14 protein-coding genes and 1 tRNA gene are annotated in these 16,376 nt (G+C 61.5%); 12 read left to right on the top strand and 3 right to left on the bottom strand.

Annotation, left to right across the window (positions count from 1 at the left end):
- Positions 1–28: 28 nt before the first annotated feature.
- From HB376_RS11935 to HB376_RS11905, 7 genes are read left to right on the top strand one after another with little or no spacing between them, the layout of a single operon-like run.
- Entirely contained in the window at positions 29–622 is a 594-nt protein-coding gene (locus tag HB376_RS11935) for an outer membrane lipoprotein carrier protein LolA (RefSeq protein WP_255631314.1), read from the top strand.
- Positions 622–3,030 (top strand): MMPL family transporter, encoded by a 2,409-nt coding sequence (locus tag HB376_RS11930; protein WP_213764125.1) that lies wholly within the window; start codon positions 622–624, stop codon positions 3,028–3,030. Before HB376_RS11935 ends, HB376_RS11930 begins: the two co-directional genes overlap by 1 nt.
- The gene (locus HB376_RS11925) at positions 3,027–4,211 is read left to right on the top strand and encodes a beta-ketoacyl-[acyl-carrier-protein] synthase family protein (protein ID WP_213763880.1); all 1,185 of its coding nucleotides are present in this window, start codon (positions 3,027–3,029) and stop codon (positions 4,209–4,211) included. Before HB376_RS11930 ends, HB376_RS11925 begins: the two co-directional genes overlap by 4 nt.
- The gene (locus tag HB376_RS11920) at positions 4,211–4,726 is read left to right on the top strand and encodes a hotdog family protein (RefSeq protein ID WP_213764124.1); all 516 of its coding nucleotides are present in this window, start codon (positions 4,211–4,213) and stop codon (positions 4,724–4,726) included. Before HB376_RS11925 ends, HB376_RS11920 begins: the two co-directional genes overlap by 1 nt.
- Positions 4,723–5,448, top strand: a complete 726-nt coding sequence (locus HB376_RS11915; protein WP_213763879.1) for a 3-ketoacyl-ACP reductase FabG2 — start codon at positions 4,723–4,725, stop codon at positions 5,446–5,448. The genes HB376_RS11920 and HB376_RS11915 overlap by 4 nt, the downstream gene beginning before the upstream one ends.
- Complete coding sequence (locus HB376_RS11910) at positions 5,448–6,674, top strand: beta-ketoacyl-ACP synthase (protein WP_213763878.1); 1,227 nt, start codon at positions 5,448–5,450, stop codon at positions 6,672–6,674. Before HB376_RS11915 ends, HB376_RS11910 begins: the two co-directional genes overlap by 1 nt.
- Positions 6,671–7,915 carry a beta-ketoacyl synthase N-terminal-like domain-containing protein gene (locus HB376_RS11905; protein WP_213763877.1) on the top strand — a complete coding sequence of 415 codons (1,245 nt, stop codon included), beginning with the start codon at positions 6,671–6,673 and terminating at the stop codon, positions 7,913–7,915. The genes HB376_RS11910 and HB376_RS11905 overlap by 4 nt, the downstream gene beginning before the upstream one ends.
- Before the next feature lie 87 nt (positions 7,916–8,002).
- On the opposite strand, the gene HB376_RS11900 is transcribed toward HB376_RS11905, so the two are convergent.
- Positions 8,003–8,740, bottom strand: a complete 738-nt coding sequence (locus tag HB376_RS11900) for a methyltransferase domain-containing protein (RefSeq protein WP_213763876.1) — start codon at positions 8,738–8,740, stop codon at positions 8,003–8,005.
- A 163-nt stretch (positions 8,741–8,903) separates the two neighbouring features.
- Between HB376_RS11900 and HB376_RS11895 the strand changes: the two genes are divergently transcribed.
- The 4 genes from HB376_RS11895 to HB376_RS11880 all read left to right on the top strand — a co-directional run bounded on the left by HB376_RS11895 (position 8,904) and on the right by HB376_RS11880 (position 14,242).
- Positions 8,904–10,151, top strand: a complete 1,248-nt coding sequence (locus HB376_RS11895) for an NAD(P)/FAD-dependent oxidoreductase (protein WP_213763875.1) — start codon at positions 8,904–8,906, stop codon at positions 10,149–10,151.
- Positions 10,152–10,449: 298 nt separating this feature from the next.
- Entirely contained in the window at positions 10,450–11,742 is a 1,293-nt protein-coding gene (locus HB376_RS11890; RefSeq protein WP_213763874.1) for an MFS transporter, read from the top strand.
- Positions 11,743–12,146: 404 nt separating this feature from the next.
- Positions 12,147–12,223: transfer RNA gene (locus HB376_RS11885), tRNA-Asp, on the top strand.
- Positions 12,224–12,313: 90 nt separating this feature from the next.
- Positions 12,314–14,242 (top strand): SurA N-terminal domain-containing protein, encoded by a 1,929-nt coding sequence (locus HB376_RS11880; RefSeq protein ID WP_213763873.1) that lies wholly within the window; start codon positions 12,314–12,316, stop codon positions 14,240–14,242.
- Between the two features lie 138 nt (positions 14,243–14,380).
- Here the strand turns inward: HB376_RS11880 and HB376_RS11875 are convergent, their stop codons facing one another.
- Positions 14,381–14,719: a hypothetical protein gene (locus HB376_RS11875; RefSeq protein ID WP_213763872.1), complete on the bottom strand. Its 339-nt coding sequence runs from the start codon at positions 14,717–14,719 to the stop codon at positions 14,381–14,383.
- A 165-nt stretch (positions 14,720–14,884) separates the two neighbouring features.
- Positions 14,885–15,523: an arylesterase gene (locus HB376_RS11870; protein ID WP_255631312.1), complete on the bottom strand. Its 639-nt coding sequence runs from the start codon at positions 15,521–15,523 to the stop codon at positions 14,885–14,887.
- A 64-nt stretch (positions 15,524–15,587) separates the two neighbouring features.
- On the opposite strand from HB376_RS11870, the gene HB376_RS11865 reads away from it, so the two are divergent.
- Entirely contained in the window at positions 15,588–16,289 is a 702-nt protein-coding gene (locus HB376_RS11865; protein WP_213763870.1) for an ABC transporter ATP-binding protein, read from the top strand.
- Positions 16,290–16,376 lie beyond the last annotated feature (87 nt).

Genomic DNA, 16,376 nt, shown 5'->3' with positions numbered 1-16,376 from the left:
CGTTGCGTCTTTGTTTATCTCGTTGTCCATGCCGGTGTTCGCGGCGCAGCCCGCATTGGCGAGCAATACGGGTCTTGTTTCGCAGATAGCGGGGCATCTCGCGCAAGCGTTGGGCGTTCGCGCGCAATTCACGCAAACCCAAACGCTCTCCGCGATGAAACAGCCTCTAGTCAGCACGGGCTCGCTGGTTTTCTTCCGCGAACGCGGCGTGATCTGGCAGATCGATACACCGTACAAAGCGACCTACGTCATCACCGATACCGGTGTGAGCGAGGTCAACGCCAGCGGCCAGCGGACGAACTCGAATAGTGGCAGCGGCGTGCGCGGCGTGGCACAGGTTTCCCGGATGATGCGCGCGATGCTAGGTGGCGATCTCTCGGCGCTCTACGCACAATTCGACGTGCACGCGGACGGCACACCGGCGCAATGGCGCATGCAACTGACGCCGAATCAACCGCAACTCGCCCAGTCGATCAAGGGCCTTGAGATGAGCGGCGGGGATTATTTGCAGGCGCTGCGCATCACGCTTGCGAATGGCGACGTTACGCGCATCGACTTTGCGAACAGCGCGGCGGTGAGTGAGTTGCCGCCGGCCGATCGCACGCTGTTCGGAGCGCCATGATGCAGGTGCCGCAGTCACAAGTCGCAAAACCGGCGTGGGGCGTGCGCGTCGGTTGGCTGCTGCTCGCGCTCGTCGCAACGCTTTATTGCGTGTGGCGATTTGCCGGGCCGTCGCCGCTGCAGACAAACCTGCTCGCGTTATTGCCCGCAACGGAAGCAGATCCGGTCGCTGAAAAAGCGGTCGATACCCTGGCGACCGCGCTGGGTGATCGTACGGTTTTCCTTGTGACCAGCAACGATGCAGCGCACGCGAAAGCCGCAGCGAAACAGCTTGGGGCGGCGTTGTCGGCAAGTAAAGCGTTCGGCTCGGTGACGGCGGAGCTGCCTCCATTCGATTTATCGAATATCGCCGGGCTGTACATGCCGTATCGATTCGGCTTGCTTGCACCTGCCGATCGCACCGCGCTTGCAGACGGCACGGTCTCCTTGCACGACACACTCGCGCGACGCCTCTACAGCCCGCTGCGCGGCGGCCTCGCGACCCAACTCGCCGACGATCCGTTCGGCTGGCTCGAACACTGGCTTGCGGGCTTGCCGCTTGCGACCTCGAACCTGGAGGTTGAAGACGGTTTGCTGGTGGCGCATCGCGGCAATGCGACCAGTGTTCTTGTGATGGCGACGTTGCCGGGTTCGGCGTACGAATCGAAGGTCCAGCATGCGGTCCACGAAGCCGTGGCTGGCGGCGAAAGTGCTCTTAAACAAAGTTTTCCCGATGTCACGTTAGCCCGCACCGGCGCAGTTTTCTACGCGGAGGCGGCGCGCGCTGCTTCAGAGCGCGAGGTGCATTTAATCGGTATCGCATCGCTCTGCGGAATTGCGTTGCTGATGTTGTGGGTGTTCCGTTCGCTGCGGCTGATCCTGCTCGGCTTCGTCTCGACAGCGCTCGGCATTGTCTGCGCGCTCGCCGCCACCATGCTGATATTCGGCAAGCTGCATCTGCTGACGCTTGTGTTCGGCGCGAGTTTGATCGGCGAGGCGGTCGACTATTCGATCCAGTACTTTGTGGTGTATCTCGGTGCGGGGCGTGACTGGGATGCGCAGCGCGGCGCGCGCACCGTGCGGCCGGCGTTGACAGTCGCATTGACGACAAGCCTACTGGGTTACGCCATCCTCACGTGGGTCCCGTTCCCTGCGCTCAAGCAAATTGCATGTTTTGCGATTGTGGGGATATGTACCGCGTTTGCGTCGGTATTGTGGCTGTTGCCGGCGTTGCTGGTCCGTGCACCCAAGCGTAGTCCGCAGCGCGTATTCGCCGGGGCGGCACGTCTGCTTGGCGCATGGCGTGCAGTGATCGGCGGACGGCGAGCATGGGGCGTAGCGGCTCTGCTGCTCATCGTCGCCGTGCCGGGCTGGCTACGGCTCACGAGCGACGACGACATCCATCTGCTGATCCAGCGCGATCCTGTGCTCATGGTGCAGGAACAGAAGGTCCGCGACGCGGTCGGCTTCGACAACAGCACACAGTTCTTCGTCGTGCGCGGCGAGACGCCCGAAATCGTGCTGGAGCGCGCTGAAGCACTGAGCGCGAAGCTCGACGGTTTGACAGGCGCGGCCAGGCTGAGTAGCTGGCAATCAGTAACGTCATTCGTTCCGTCGGCGAAGCGGCAGGGCGAGGACCGTACCCTGCTCAGTCAACGCGTATTCAACGATCCGTCCGCGTTGCGCGCGACACTTGTTCAAGCCGGTTTCCGCGATGAAGTCGCCGACGCGTGGCTCGCAGCCTACGCGAAGTCGGACCATGCGGTACTGAGTGTCGATAGCTGGCTTGCAGCGCCGTGGTCGCAACCGTTCCGTCACTTGTGGCTCGGCAGAGTTGACCCGGCATCGACGTCGGGCGGATACGCTTCTGTCGTAATTCCGCAAGGCGTTACGCCGGCGAACCTGCCCGCGCTGATTGCCACGGCGCACATGCTGGCAGGCGTCACCTTCGTCGATAAAGCTGCGAGTGTATCCACGCTGTTCGGCGCTTATCGTGTCGATAGCGGCATCTGGCTTGCTGGCGCGCTCCTGTTAGTGCTCTTGTTGATGATGGCGCGTTACCGGCCGCTCGGCGGCATTATCGTCACTCTGCCGGTCTTGCTGGCGGTAGGCGTAACGCTCGCCGTATTCGGCTACGCCGGCGTGCCGCTGAATCTCTTCAACTGGCTGGCATTGATGCTTGTACTCGGCGTGGGCGCAAACTACGCCGTATTCCTGCGCGAAGGCGCCGCGCGCGCCGACGCCGATCTTGGTGCCGTATGGACGGGCGTGCTGCTGTCGGCGGCAACCACGCTGCTTTCCTTCGGCCTGCTCGCCATGAGCGCGATGCCCGCGCTGAAGAGTTTTGGCGCGACACTGGCGCTGGGCATCGCGGTATCAGTGCTGCTTGCGCCTATCGGCATGCCATCGGAACGAAGGAGGGCCGCATGAACGGGCCACGGGTTTATCTACACGCGCTTGGCTTGATCAATGCACTAGGAGGCGGCATCGACTCGATCGTGCCGGCGCTCGCGGCCGGCGTGTCGCCCGGCATGGGAACGATCCATACCGGCATCGGCGATGCATTCGCCGGCAGCGTTATCGTGCCGCTCGATCTCGCGCCCCCGGAATCACTCGCGCGTTATGACTGCCGCAATAACCGGCTGCTGCTCGCGGCGCTTGCCCAGATCGCGCCGGCGGTAGAAGCCGCTCGCGAGCGTTACGGCGCGCATCGGATTGGCGTGGTGCTTGGCACGAGTACATCGGGTATTGAAGCGGCCGAGGCTGCGTTTGTGTATCAGGCACAAGCAGGCAAGTTGCCCGTGGGCTTCGACTACCGGCAAGTGGAAATCGGTACGGTGGCGCCGTTCGCCGCCGCAGCGCTCGACCTTCATGGCCCGGCATTCACGATCTCGACCGCATGCACATCGAGCGCCAAGGCGTTCGTCTCCGCGCGCAGGTTACTCCAGTTGCACCTGTGCGATGCGGTTGTAGTCGGCGGTGTAGATTCGTTATGCGAATTAACTGTGCAGGGCTTCGCGTCGCTCGAATCGACGAGTGCGGTCCGCTCCAATCCGATGAGCCGCAATCGCAACGGGATCAACGTGGGCGAGGGCGCGGCCGTGTTCCTGATGAGCCGCGACGAAGGCCCGGTCGTGCTCGCGGGCGTGGGTGAATCAAGCGATGCACATCACATTTCCGCACCCGATCCACACGGCGCGGGCGGTGAAATCGCACTGCGCGCAGCACTGGCGGACGCCGGTCTTGCTCCGGCTGACATTGCTTATGTGAACCTCCACGCAACGGCGACGCGCAAGAACGACGACATGGAAGCGCACCTGATGGCGCGGGTGTTCAAGGATGGCGTCGCGGTCAGCGGCACCAAGCCGCTGACCGGGCATCAACTCGGCGCAGCGGGCGCGACTGAGCTGGGGTTCGCGTGGCTTACACTCGCACGCGACAACGTCGCTTTACCGCGTCATCTGTGGGACGGAGAAGTCGACCCTGCGTTGCCGCCGCTCGATCTGGTCGAAAACGAGCGTTATCTGCCGCGCATGGCGGGCGCGCAGTACGTGATGAGCAATTCGTTTGCGTTCGGCGGCAGCAATGTCAGTCTGATTCTCGGCCGATGATGACCATGACGACCCAAATGAATGACAACGGCTTCGGCCCCATTGAAACGATCTTGCCGCACCGGGGCACGATGCTGCTGCTCGACGGCGTCAGCGCCTGCACGGACGAAACCCTGACCGCTTACGCAAGCGTTCGCGCGGATGCCTGGTACGCCGATGCCGACGGCGCGATGCCGGCGTGGATCGGCATCGAACTGATGGCGCAGGCAATCGCCGCGCACGTTGCTTTACTCGCGATGCGCGCAGGCGGTCGGGCACGTCCCGGCGTACTGCTCGGGTCGCGCCGGTACGAGGCGCATGTACCGGTATTCGCGCGCGGTGCCTGGTTGCGCATCGAAGTGAAAGAACTGCTGCGCGGCGACGAAGGCCACGGCGCGTACGAATGCTCGATCCATCACGATCAGGAACACGACCACGAACAGAATCGCGGCAGCGTGTGCTGCGCCGAGGCCGTCATCAAGGTGTATCAACCGGCTGATTTTCAGTCATTCATCGAAGGGAGTTTCGGATCATGAGCCGGCGTGTTCTTGTAACGGGCGCAAGTCGCGGCATCGGCCGCGCGATAGCGTATCAACTCGCGGCAGACGGCTTCACGGTTTCCGTGCATTGCCGCAGCGGCCGCGCCGAAGCCGAAGCGGTCGCGACCGGCATTGCCGCGCAGGGCGGCACGGCGCGCGTGCTGCAATTCGATGTACGAGACCGCGCCGCATGCCGCGAAGTGCTCGAAGCCGACGTGGCCACCCATGGCGCGTATTACGGCATCGTCTGTTGCGCGGGCGTGACGCGTGACGCGGCGTTCCCGGCGCTCACCGAAGAGGATTGGGACATCGTGATCGAAACCGGTCTCGACTCTTTCTATAACGTCGTGCATCCGTTGACCATGCCGCTTGTGCGCGCGAAGCAGGGCGGCCGCATCGTGACAATCGCCTCTGTCTCGGGTGTGATGGGCAATCGCGGCCAGGTGAACTACAGCGCGGCGAAGGCCGGACTTATCGGCGCCACGAAGGCGCTCGCCGTCGAACTGGCGACCCGCAACATCACCGTCAATTGCGTGGCCCCCGGATTGATCGACACTGGCATGCTTGAGGGTGTACCGCTCGAACAGGCATTGAAGACGGTACCGATGAACCGCGTCGGGCAACCGGCCGAAGTGGCGTCCGTGGTCAGCTTCCTGATGTCGGATGCGGCCTCGTATATCACGCGGCAGGTGATCGGCGTCAATGGCGGGATGATCTGATGAAGCGCGTCGTCATTACTGGCATGGGCGGTGTCACGGCATTCGGCAACGCCTGGGACGAGATCGAGGCAAACTTGCGAAGCGGCCGCAACGCCGTGCGCCGGATGCCCGAGTGGGACTACTTCGAGCTGCTGCATACGCGACTCGCGTGCCCCTTGCCCGCCTTCACCGCGCCAGCTCATTACCCGCGCAAGAAAACCCGTTCGATGGGCCCCGTGTCCCTGTATTCGGTGCGCGCGAGCGAACTGGCGCTGGCCGATGCGGGTCTCGCCGACGACCTCACGATCAAGGACGGCCGCATGGGCGTGGCCTACGGATCGTCGTCCGGATCGGTCCAGCCGATTCGCGCATTCGGCAAGATGGTCGAAACCGGTTCGATGAGCGACGTGACCTCGAATAGCTATGTGCAGATGATGCCGCATACCACGGCCGTCAACGTGAGCCTGTTCTGGGACCTGAAGGGTCGCATTGTGCCGACATCGTGCGCGTGTGCATCGGGCAGCCAGGCAATTGGCTACGCCTACGAGATGATTGCCGCCGGCAAGCAGACGCTGATGCTCGCGGGCGGCGCTGAGGAGTTGTCGGGGCCGGCCGTCGCCGTGTTCGACACGCTCTATGCCACCAGCACGCGCAACGACGAGCCGCACCTGACGCCGCGCCCCTTCGATGTCGCCCGTGATGGTCTCGTGGTCGGTGAAGGCGCGGCGACCCTGGTGCTCGAAGAGTATGAACACGCGCTTGCACGCGGGGCGCGCATTCATGCAGAGATCGTAGGCTTTGGTTGCAACTCGGACGGCGCGCATATGACGCAGCCATCGGCCGGGACCATGGCCTTCGCCATGCAGCTCGCGCTGCGCGACGCGCAGCTTCCGGCTGAAGCCATTGCCTACGTCAACGCGCATGGGACGTCGACGGATCGCGGCGATGTAGCCGAAAGCCACGCGAGCGCGCAGACCTTCGGCGAGCGTTTGCCGATCAGTTCGCTGAAGAGTTATGTCGGCCATACGCTGGGCGCGTGCGGCGCGCTGGAGGCGTGGTGGACCATCGAGATGATGAAGCGCAACTGGTATGCGCCGACGCTGAACCTGACACAGGTCGATCCGGCTTGCGCGGCGCTCGACTACATCGTGGATAGCGGCCGCACGATCGACGCCGAATATGTCATGAGCAACAACTTCGCGTTCGGCGGCATCAACACGTCGCTGATTTTCAGGCGCGTGCCATGAGCGTTGTGCCTGCCCCCCGTGGCTTGTCACGCGTGGTCGTGACGGGCATGGGCATTGTGTCGTGCCTGGGTAATACGCTCGATGAAGTCTCCGCTGCCTTGCGCGAGGGGCGAAGCGGCATTACCCGCGTCGAGGCGTGGCGTGAACGTGGTCTGGCAAGTCAGGTGGCGGGCGTGGCATCGACTGCAGGCGAACCGCCGTTCGATCGCAAGCTCGAGCGTTTCATGGGCGATACGGCGCGTTTTGCATGCCATTCAGCGCACAAGGCAATACACGACGCCAACCTCGATCTCTCCCTGTTGCGTTCGCCGCGTGCCGGCGCGGTGATCGGTTCGGGCACCGGTACGATCTCGGCCTATGACGCAGCCATGACGATTGCCCACGCGCGCGGTATCGAGAAAGTGCCGCCGTATGCGGTCCCGCAAGTGATGGGCAGCACCACATCGGCGAACGTGGCCCAGGTGTTCGGGCTGGAGGGCATGACCTATTCGCCGTCGTCGGCCTGCACCACATCTGCCCTGGCGATCGGCCAGGCGATGCAACTGATCCAGACCGGCCGCCAGCAGATCGTACTCGCGGGCGGCAGCGAAGGTTTGCACGACAACATGACCCTGTTGTTCGACGCAATGGGTGCATTGTCGAGGCGTTTTAACGACGCGCCGGAACGTGCTTCGCGTCCTTATGACAGCACGCGCGATGGTTTCGTGATTGCGTCGGGCGGCGGCGTGCTGGTGCTCGAGTCGCTGGACCACGCGTTGTCGCGGGGCGCACGCATTTACGCCGAACTGACAGGCTTCGGCCATTGCACGGACGGCGCGGGCATGGTGAGTCCGCATGCATCGGGCATCGCGCGCGCCATGCGTGGCGCACTCGACGAAGCTGGCACACGTCCGTCGTATATCAACACGCACGCGCCCGCCACGCCGCTTGGCGACGTTGAAGAACTGAATGCGTTGTGTGATGTATTTGGCGATGACATCCCGCTGTTTTCATCGACGAAGGGATTGTCCGGCCATCCGCTTGGAGCCTGTGGCGTGCACGAAGCGATCTACACCTTGCTGATGATGCGCGATGGTTTTGTCGCCGGGACAGGGCCGATCGAAATGCCCGATCCATGCGTGAGTGGCATGCCGCTCGTGCGCACATCGCGACCGATGAAGATAGACACCGCGATGTCGATTTCATTCGGCTTCGGCGGCAGTTGCGCCAGCCTGATCTTCGATGCGTGGCAGGGTGCTTGAAAAGCGGTGGCCTTGCGAGTGCGTGGGGATGGTGTTGTGCTTGGCGCGCGTCAACCCTGAAATTGAAGCAAGCTGCGATCAGTGGATTCAACCGGCCTTGATCGCAGCCACATTGACCAGCGTTTCACGGCGCTTGCCCGGCAGCGGCCGATGCAACCCAAGCCGTTCAAGGAGCCCGAAGTCCGCCGCACGACTCCACCACAGGTAGGGCATGGAAACGTTTTGTGAACTGAATGCGAAGCCGGCGTTGCGGATCATGTCGAGGTAAGCGTCGGCGCTTTTTTGCACATGCATGGGATGGCGAAACAGCAAGCGGATCACCCAGGACTTGATATACGCATCGGTGGATTCAGCGAACAGCAAAACCCCGCCGGGTTTCAGTACCCGGCGAAATTCACTCAGGGAGCGGTCTTGATCCACGAGATGATGAAAGGTCTGATGGCAGAACACGATGTCGGCGCTTGCATCGGGCAAGGGCAGGCGTGCGCAGTCGCCGCGCAGCAACTCGATCTCGGTCGCCCAGTCGCCGTCCTGCGAGCAAGCCTGCGCCGCATTCCGGGCTTCCACGAGCGAAGGCTCATGGAAATCGACTCCGATGATCCGGCCGGCCCTGAACGCGTTGCCAAGCAGCCGGAACGACTGACCTTGCCCGCAGCCCACATCGACGATCACCGGAGCCACGGGCAGGGTGGTATCGACCAGGCGCTTGAGATCATTGATCGCTACGCGCAGCACGTGATGCTCCCACGTGGCGGTACGCAGAAACCAGAGCCCGAAGGCTGTCTCCGGCACGTATGCAACGCTGGATATTTCGGATAACGACACGATTTCTCTCCGGCAACAAAGGATGCGAGCAGGGCGCACGTCATTGTAATCGCAAGCATGACACGCATTGAAGCAAGAGCGGGCAACTGATCCACGGAAATGATCCAGCAACGTGCGCCGCAAGAAATTCCACAGACAGCCCCAGGGCCTAAGCGAGGCACACTTGAATACTGATTCTTCGAAACAAGACACGACCGTCGATGTAGCCATCATCGGCGCAGGCCCCTCGGGGGCGGTCGCGGCTGCGCTGCTCAGAAAGGCGGGCCGTTCGGTGCTCGTGCTCGAACGCCAGCATTTTCCGCGCTTTTCGGTCGGCGAGAGCCTGTTGCCGCAGAGCATGGCATACCTTGAGGAGGCCGGCATGCTGCAGGCCGTCGTCGAGGCCGGGTTCCAGTACAAGAACGGCGCGCATTTTATTTATCGCGACCAGTCGTCGTCCTTCGATTTCCGCGATAAACATTCGCCGGGATGGGGCACGACCTACCAGGTCGAACGCGCGGTATTCGACGATCTGCTGATCCGCTGCGCCGCAAACCAGGGCGCCGAAGTGCGTTTCGGCCACACCGTGCAGGCGATGCAAACCGGCACCGCGCCCGTGCTGGACGTGATCGATGAAGCGGGAGTCGAGTACCAGGTGCAAGCGCGTTTTGTACTCGATGCAAGCGGCTTCGGCCGTGTATTGCCGCGTCTCCTGAATCTCGAGGCGCCCACTCGCATGCCCACGCGTGCGGCCATCTTTACGCATGTGCAAGACGGCATCCCGGCAGGCGCGACGGACCGCAACAAGATCTGTGTTGCGACGCATCCGGAGCATCACAATGTATGGTTCTGGATGATTCCGCTGGCAGGCGGACGCTCGTCGGTCGGGTGCGTAGCCGAAGCGAGTTTCCTCGACTGTCCCGAGAACGAACGCGATGCAAAACTGCGCGCGCTGATCCAGCAGGAGCCGACGCTCAATGGGCTCATCGGGGAGGCGCCGTTCCTGATGCCGGTAAGGCATATCGGCGGGTATTCGGCCAACGTCGAGCGGCTGCATGGTCCCGGGTACGCGCTGCTCGGTAATGCCGGCGAGTTCCTTGACCCGGTGTTTTCATCGGGTGTGACCATCGCGCTGCGCTCCGCGCATCTGGCGGTACAAACACTCGAGCGGCAGCTCAACGGAGAGACGCCCGACTGGCAGGCAGCGTACGATGTGCCGCTACGAAAAGGGATTGATACGTTCCGTGCATTCGTCGAGCGGTGGTACACCGGCGAGTTGCAGGACATCATCTTTTATCCGCATAAAACACCGCATATTCAGCGTTTTATCAGCGCCGTGCTGGCGGGTTACGCATGGGATGAATCGAATCCGTACGTGGCCGATCCGGTGCGAAGGCTCAACGCGCTTCATGCGGTATGCAAGGGGTCCTGAGGGGACACAAATCGCACTGAAATCAGGACGTCCGTTGTCGCCATGCATGCGGCTTGTTGGCGCGAACAGCCATTGCTATGCAATGAAGCTTTCTTGTTGTAAGAGTTCGGGCATCGGTCAGGGAACACCCTGACCGATAGCGCCGACCGTGCAAACACCCGCATTTACCGAGTAGCATGTAACGCCCCGGCCAAGCGCACACACCATGCTTGACCGGGCCGATGCTGCGTTCACTCGCCGCATCGCCAGGACCCGAGCATCGTAGATAAAAAACGAGCCGTACCGGAGGAGACAAAGCATGCGCAAGATGCGTTGGATGGTCATATTTCTATGCTTCCTGGCAATCGCGATCAACTATGTCGATCGCGCGAACCTCGCAGTCGCCGCCCCTCAAATAGAGAAGGCGCTCAACATTGGCCCGGCGCAAATGGGCCTCGTGATGAGCGGCTTTTTCTGGACCTACGCGCTGATGCAAATGCCGTTCGGCTGGTTCGTCGATAAAGCCGGCGCGCGCATTGCATTGCCGCTTGCGGTTGGCTGGTGGTCGGTGTTCACCGCGCTCACGGCGGCGACCACGAGCGTGGCGGGCATGTTCGGCTGCCGCCTGATGCTCGGCATGGGTGAAGCGGGCGCTTATCCGGCGTGTACGAAGCTGGTCGCGCAATGGTTCAAACCGGCGCAGCGCGCGTTCGCTACCAGTATCTTCGATAGCGGCTCGCGGGTCGGCTCGGCGCTCTCCATTCCGATTGTCGCGCTGATCATCAGCGGCTTCGGCTGGGAAGCATCGTTCGTCGCGACGGGTGCGGTCGGCCTGCTGTGGGTGCTTGGCTGGTTCCTGATCTACCGCAATCCGTCGCGTGGAGATCTGACCGGCGCGGAAAACACAACGCCTGCGCCGCGCGGAAAAACGTCTGGCCAGAACGTCACGTGGGCCTCGCTCTTCAGGCATCGCACGCTGTGGGGCATGATGCTCGGGTTCTTCTGCCTGAACTTCGTGATCTACTTTTTCATCACGTGGTTCCCGAGTTATCTCGTGCAGACGCGCGGTTTTTCGCTCAAGTCGCTCGGCACCCTTGGCATGATTCCCGCGCTCATTTCCATTCCGGGCGGCTGGCTCGGCGGCATCGTTTCGGACGCGCTCTATAAGCGCGGCTGGAGCCTGACGAAGTCGCGCAAGACCTGCATGGTCGGCGGCATGCTGCTTTCGTCGATCATCACGCTGTCGGCGTTTACGACCAGCACGTATGTGATGCTTGCATCGTTTGGAATTGCTTATGGCAGCCTTGCATTCGCCGCTGCGAGCATCTGGTCGCTTCCCGGCGACGTGGCGCCCACGCCGGATTATGTCGCGTCTATCGGCGGCATCCAGAACTTTGCGTCGAACCTCGCGGGCATCGTGATCACCACGTTCACCGGCCTCATGCTGGCACTCACCAAAGGGTCGTTCACCATTCCGCTGATCGTCGCGGGCGGTTTCTGTTTCCTCGGCGCGTTCAGTTATCTGGTGATCGTGGGCAAGATCGAGCCGCTTCAGATTCCGGGCGCCCCGTCGCTCGACGTAGCCGCGTCGCAGGGAGTGGGGGGACGTTGACGCAGCGTTCGTGCCGGGGGTGCATTTCGCGATGGCCATGAAATGCCCCCCCCGCGAGCTAATTGGAATCTTCTCTTTTCACCGTCGCTATCGGCCTCAACGGGCTTCAACGGCCCAGCGGGTGCCAACGGCGATTAGCTTCGCGGCCCGGTGGAATCCCACTGGAGCGATTCTCGCGGAAGCAGTCTTTGCTGCGTCGCATGAGAAAATTTCGCATCGTATGATTTTTCGTTGTATACTTCGTCCCCGATTGAGCAAACGGTTGTGGAACAAGGCTGGCAGGGTGTTGATCAAACCTTCCGGCACACCGTTTTCCAGTTCAATCGGCCCGCGGGTTGTTGCAAATGATTGAAATAATCGGCTGCGCGGACTCGGGCCTGGATCGTTGCAAAAGATGTAAAAAAGGAGTGGTAGTTCAGTTGGTTAGAATACCGGCCTGTCACGCCGGGGGTCGCGGGTTCGAGTCCCGTCCACTCCGCCAGCATTCACGAGAAAGGCGAACTCCGGTTCGCCTTTTTTATTGCCCGCTGCTGTAACATCGGGCGTTTCGTATTAGGCAGAATCGTCACGCATGCTCGACTTTTTCCGTAATCACCAACGCCTGATGATGGCCCTGTTGATCCTGATCGTCGTGCCAGGATTGGGAATTGTGGGTATCCAGGGCTTCAGCAGTTTCTTCGACGAAAACGCCAACGTCGCCAGCGTCAACGGCCACAAGATCACGCGTGTCGAGTACGACGGCGCGATGCGTCAGCAAGTCGATCGCGCGCGGCAGATGCTCGGCGCCCAGTTCGACCCGAAGATGTTCGAAACGCCGGAAATGCGCGCGTCGCTGATCGACAGCCTCGTGCAACAGCGCATGCTCGCCGACGAAACCCAGCGCCTTCACCTGACCGCCTCCGACGCAGCGGTACGCCGTGCATTGCTGGCCGATCCGACCATCGCTTCGCTGCGCAAGCCTGACGGCTCCATTGACGTGGACCAGTACAAGCAATTGCTCGCGATGCAGGGCATGACGCCTGAGCAGTACGACGAGCGCGTACGTTATGGCCTGGCTTCGGACCAGATTCCGGCGAGCATCCAGTCCACGGCGTTCACGTCGAAGACCTTGGCGCAAACGCTGACCGAGATCGCCGAGCAGCGCCGCGACGTTCAAGGTCTCGCGCTCCGTACCGTCGACTACACCGCAAAGATCCAGCCCACCGACGCGCAAGTGAAGTCGTATTACGACGCGCACAGTGCTGAGTTCGCCACGCCCGAATCTGCGACCATCCAGTATCTGGTGATGTCGCCGGCTACGTTGTCGGCAGCACTCAAGCCGTCTGACGCGGACCTCAAGAAGTACTACGACGACAACATCGCGCGCTTCAAGACGCAGGCGCAAGTGCGGGTCAGCCACATCCTGATCACGGCGCCGAAAGACGCAAGCGCCGCCGACAAAGCGAAGGCCAAGCAACAAGCCGAAACACTGCTCGCGCAAGTCAAGGCGCATCCGGACCAGTTCGCGGAGATTGCGGAGAAGAATTCGCAGGACCCGGGATCGGCGGCAAAAGGCGGTGACCTGGGGTATTTCAGCCGCGGCATGATCGCTGGCGGCCAGGCATTCGACGACGCCGCGTTCGGCCTGAAGAAGGGCGAAATCAGTGGGATTGTGCAGACGGATTTCGGTTATCACATCATCGAAGCAACCGACGTGAAGCCGTCCGTTACGCAGCCGTTCGACGAAGTGAAAGACGCAATCACGAAGGAAGTGGTCGCGCAGCAAGCGGCGAAAAGCCTGGCTGACGACGCGGAAGGCTTCACCTCGACGGTGTACGAACAGTCGAAGTCGCTGCAACCCGCCGCCGACAAATACAAGCTGCAAATCCAGACTGCGACGCTTGGATCGAAGCCGGATCCGAAGCTGCCGCCTGACAGCCCGCTGAACAATTCGAAGTTCCTCGCAGCCATATTCGCGCCGGACGCGGTGAAGCAGCACAACAACACGCAGGCTATCGATATCGGCAACAGCACGCTGATCGCAGGCCGTGTGACAGACTATAAAGCGGCGGCCGTGCCCGCACTCGACACCATCAAGGACGCGGTGCGCACGAAGGTTGTGGCGGAAGAAGCGGCCCAGGCCGCTCGCAAAGATGGCGAAGCCAAGCTGGCCGAGCTGCAGAAGTCGAACTCGACTGCCGGTTTTTCGTCGGTATCGAAGGTGTCGCGTAACGACGCGCAGGGCATGCCGCCCGCCGCGCTCGCCGCTATCTTCAAGGCCGATTCGTCGAAGCTGCCGGCTTATGTTGGCGTCGATCTTGGCGCGGACGGGTACGCTATCTATCGCGTGAATGGTATCGAGAAGCCTGATCCGGTGACTGCGGACCGTCTTACCGGCGCGCAGCAGCAAGTCGCGCAGGTCTACGCGCAAGCCGAGATGGAGTCGTACCTCGAGTCATTGAAGGCGCGCTCGAAGGTGAAGATAACCAACGTGCCCACCACGTCCGATCAGTCGCAATGATCCGTGCAATTTGATCCGCACAATAAAAAAACCCCGCCGGTGAAAACCAGCGGGGTTTTTTCATATCGGGCTTCTTCTGAGAGTCCAGGAAAATAACAGAAGGCGTCCGATGCAAGCGTTACGAGACCTGCACCGAGATTAGAGGCATGCCTGGATGTCGCCGGTAGCATCGCTGCCGGCCGAGCCCGCAGTGTGGAAACCGACCCATGTACCTGGGCCCGAATAGTTGGGGCGAACGATGGCAGCTGCGCCGTCCGGCGGTTGCTGACCCGGAACGTAGACATTGGATGCCATGTCGTTCGCGAGCGTGTCTTGAGACACCACTTGTTGCTGTGATTTATCGGCCCATTTCTGCGCGATACATTGTGCGACAACCTTCGGCGGTTGCTGGCTCGTGCCGACCTGGCTAACGCCAGGGGACGGAGCGGCGCAAGCCGAGATCGCGACGGTCAAAGCGAGAATTGGTAAATATTTCACGTTACCTCCTTTCAATGCGCTCACAGCGGAGCCGGGGTTTTTCAGGGTTACGCGAAAATCTTGATTACTGAATCGTGGCCGTATTCCGCGCATGGCTAAAAGCCAACCAGGCGACGCGCTGACAGGGTTATATCGATGAATTGCTTCAATCAGTTAAATCCCCCGTCATTTCGATGGCGCGCCCAGCAAAGGTCTTAAAACTGGCCAGACGTTGTTCAATAGCAAAGGCTGGGCCTGAGGGGTCGGATGAATCTGATCTGCCTGAAACATTTCGGGCTTGTTTTCAATGCCAGCCAGCAGGAACGGGACGAGCGGCACCTGTTTTTCTTTGGACAATTGTTCATAGACGCCGTGAAACTTTTGCGAATAGTCGGGGCCATAGTTAGGCGGAACGTACATCCCCACGAGTAAAACTTTCGCGTTGGCGGCCTGTGATTTCTCGATGATGGTCCGCAAGTTCGCCTCGGTGGTCGCGAGCGGCACGCCGCGCAGCGCGTCGTTGGCGCCGAGTTCCACAATGACTATGTTCGGCTTGAGCCGGTTGAGCGCAGCGGGCAGGCGGGCGAGGCCGCCGCTGGTGGTGTCGCCGCTGATGCTTGAATTGGCGACGCTATAATCGAAGTGCTCTTGCGGAAGCTTCGAGCGCAGCAACGCTACCCAGCCTGTATCGCGGGGCAGGCCGTATTCCGCGGAAATGCTGTCGCCGAGGACCACGATCGACGGTTTGCGGGCTGTGGCCGTGGCGGTCGCTGCAATCGTAGCCACAGCCGCGTCTTGCGCCGCATAAGCCGGCGTAGCGCTCATGCATGCAACCAATGCCAGCGGTGCCAGCGTGGCGCGCGTTGTCCAGTTCACCTTAAGTCTCTCCATGCAAAACAATATCGAACCAGTCATTGAAGTACGGGGTTTAAGCAAGCGGGTGAAGGACGCGACGGGCGAATTGATCATCCTCGATCAGATCGACCTGTCGATCGAAAAGGGCAGCAGTGTCGCCATAGTCGGCGCATCGGGGTCCGGCAAGTCCACGCTGCTCGGTCTGCTTGCGGGATTGGACAGCGCGACGGCGGGCACGGTTCGCTTGCTCGGGCGCGACCTGGGCGCGCTGAACGAAGACGAACGCGCGGCATTGCGCAGCGGCTCGGTGGGATTCGTGTTCCAGTCGTTCCAGTTGATGCCGCATCTGAGCGCACTCGAGAACGTGATGTTGCCGCTGGAATTGCGCGGCGACGTGCCGCACAAGGAGATCGTGATTCGTGCACGTGACCTGCTTGAACAAGTCGGCCTCGGTCAGCGGACTGGGCACTATCCCAAGCTGTTATCCGGCGGCGAGCAACAACGCGTGGCGCTTGCGCGCGCGTTTGTCACGCATCCGGCGGTGCTTTTCGCCGATGAACCCACTGGCAGTCTTGATGCGGCAACAGGTTATGCAATCATTGACCTGATGTTCGAGATGAACCGGCGCAATGGCGCTACGCTCATCCTCGTTACGCATGATACCGAACTGGCCGAGCGATGCGATGCGACGGTGACAATAGAAGCAGGGCGCCTTGTGAATGGTCTGAGTGTGTAGGTTTGGTTTCGTTCGCACTCGGGGGTGGTCGTAGTGGTTGGGGTTGGTGTCGGGGTTGGTGGTTTCTGCGTTAGCGGTCGGGGGTCA

Source organism: Caballeronia sp. dw_19 (assembly GCF_018449515.1).
Lineage (GTDB): Bacteria > Pseudomonadota > Gammaproteobacteria > Burkholderiales > Burkholderiaceae > Caballeronia.
The sequence above is the reverse complement of the archived record's forward strand: the minus strand, read 5'-3'. Positions and strand labels throughout refer to the sequence as shown.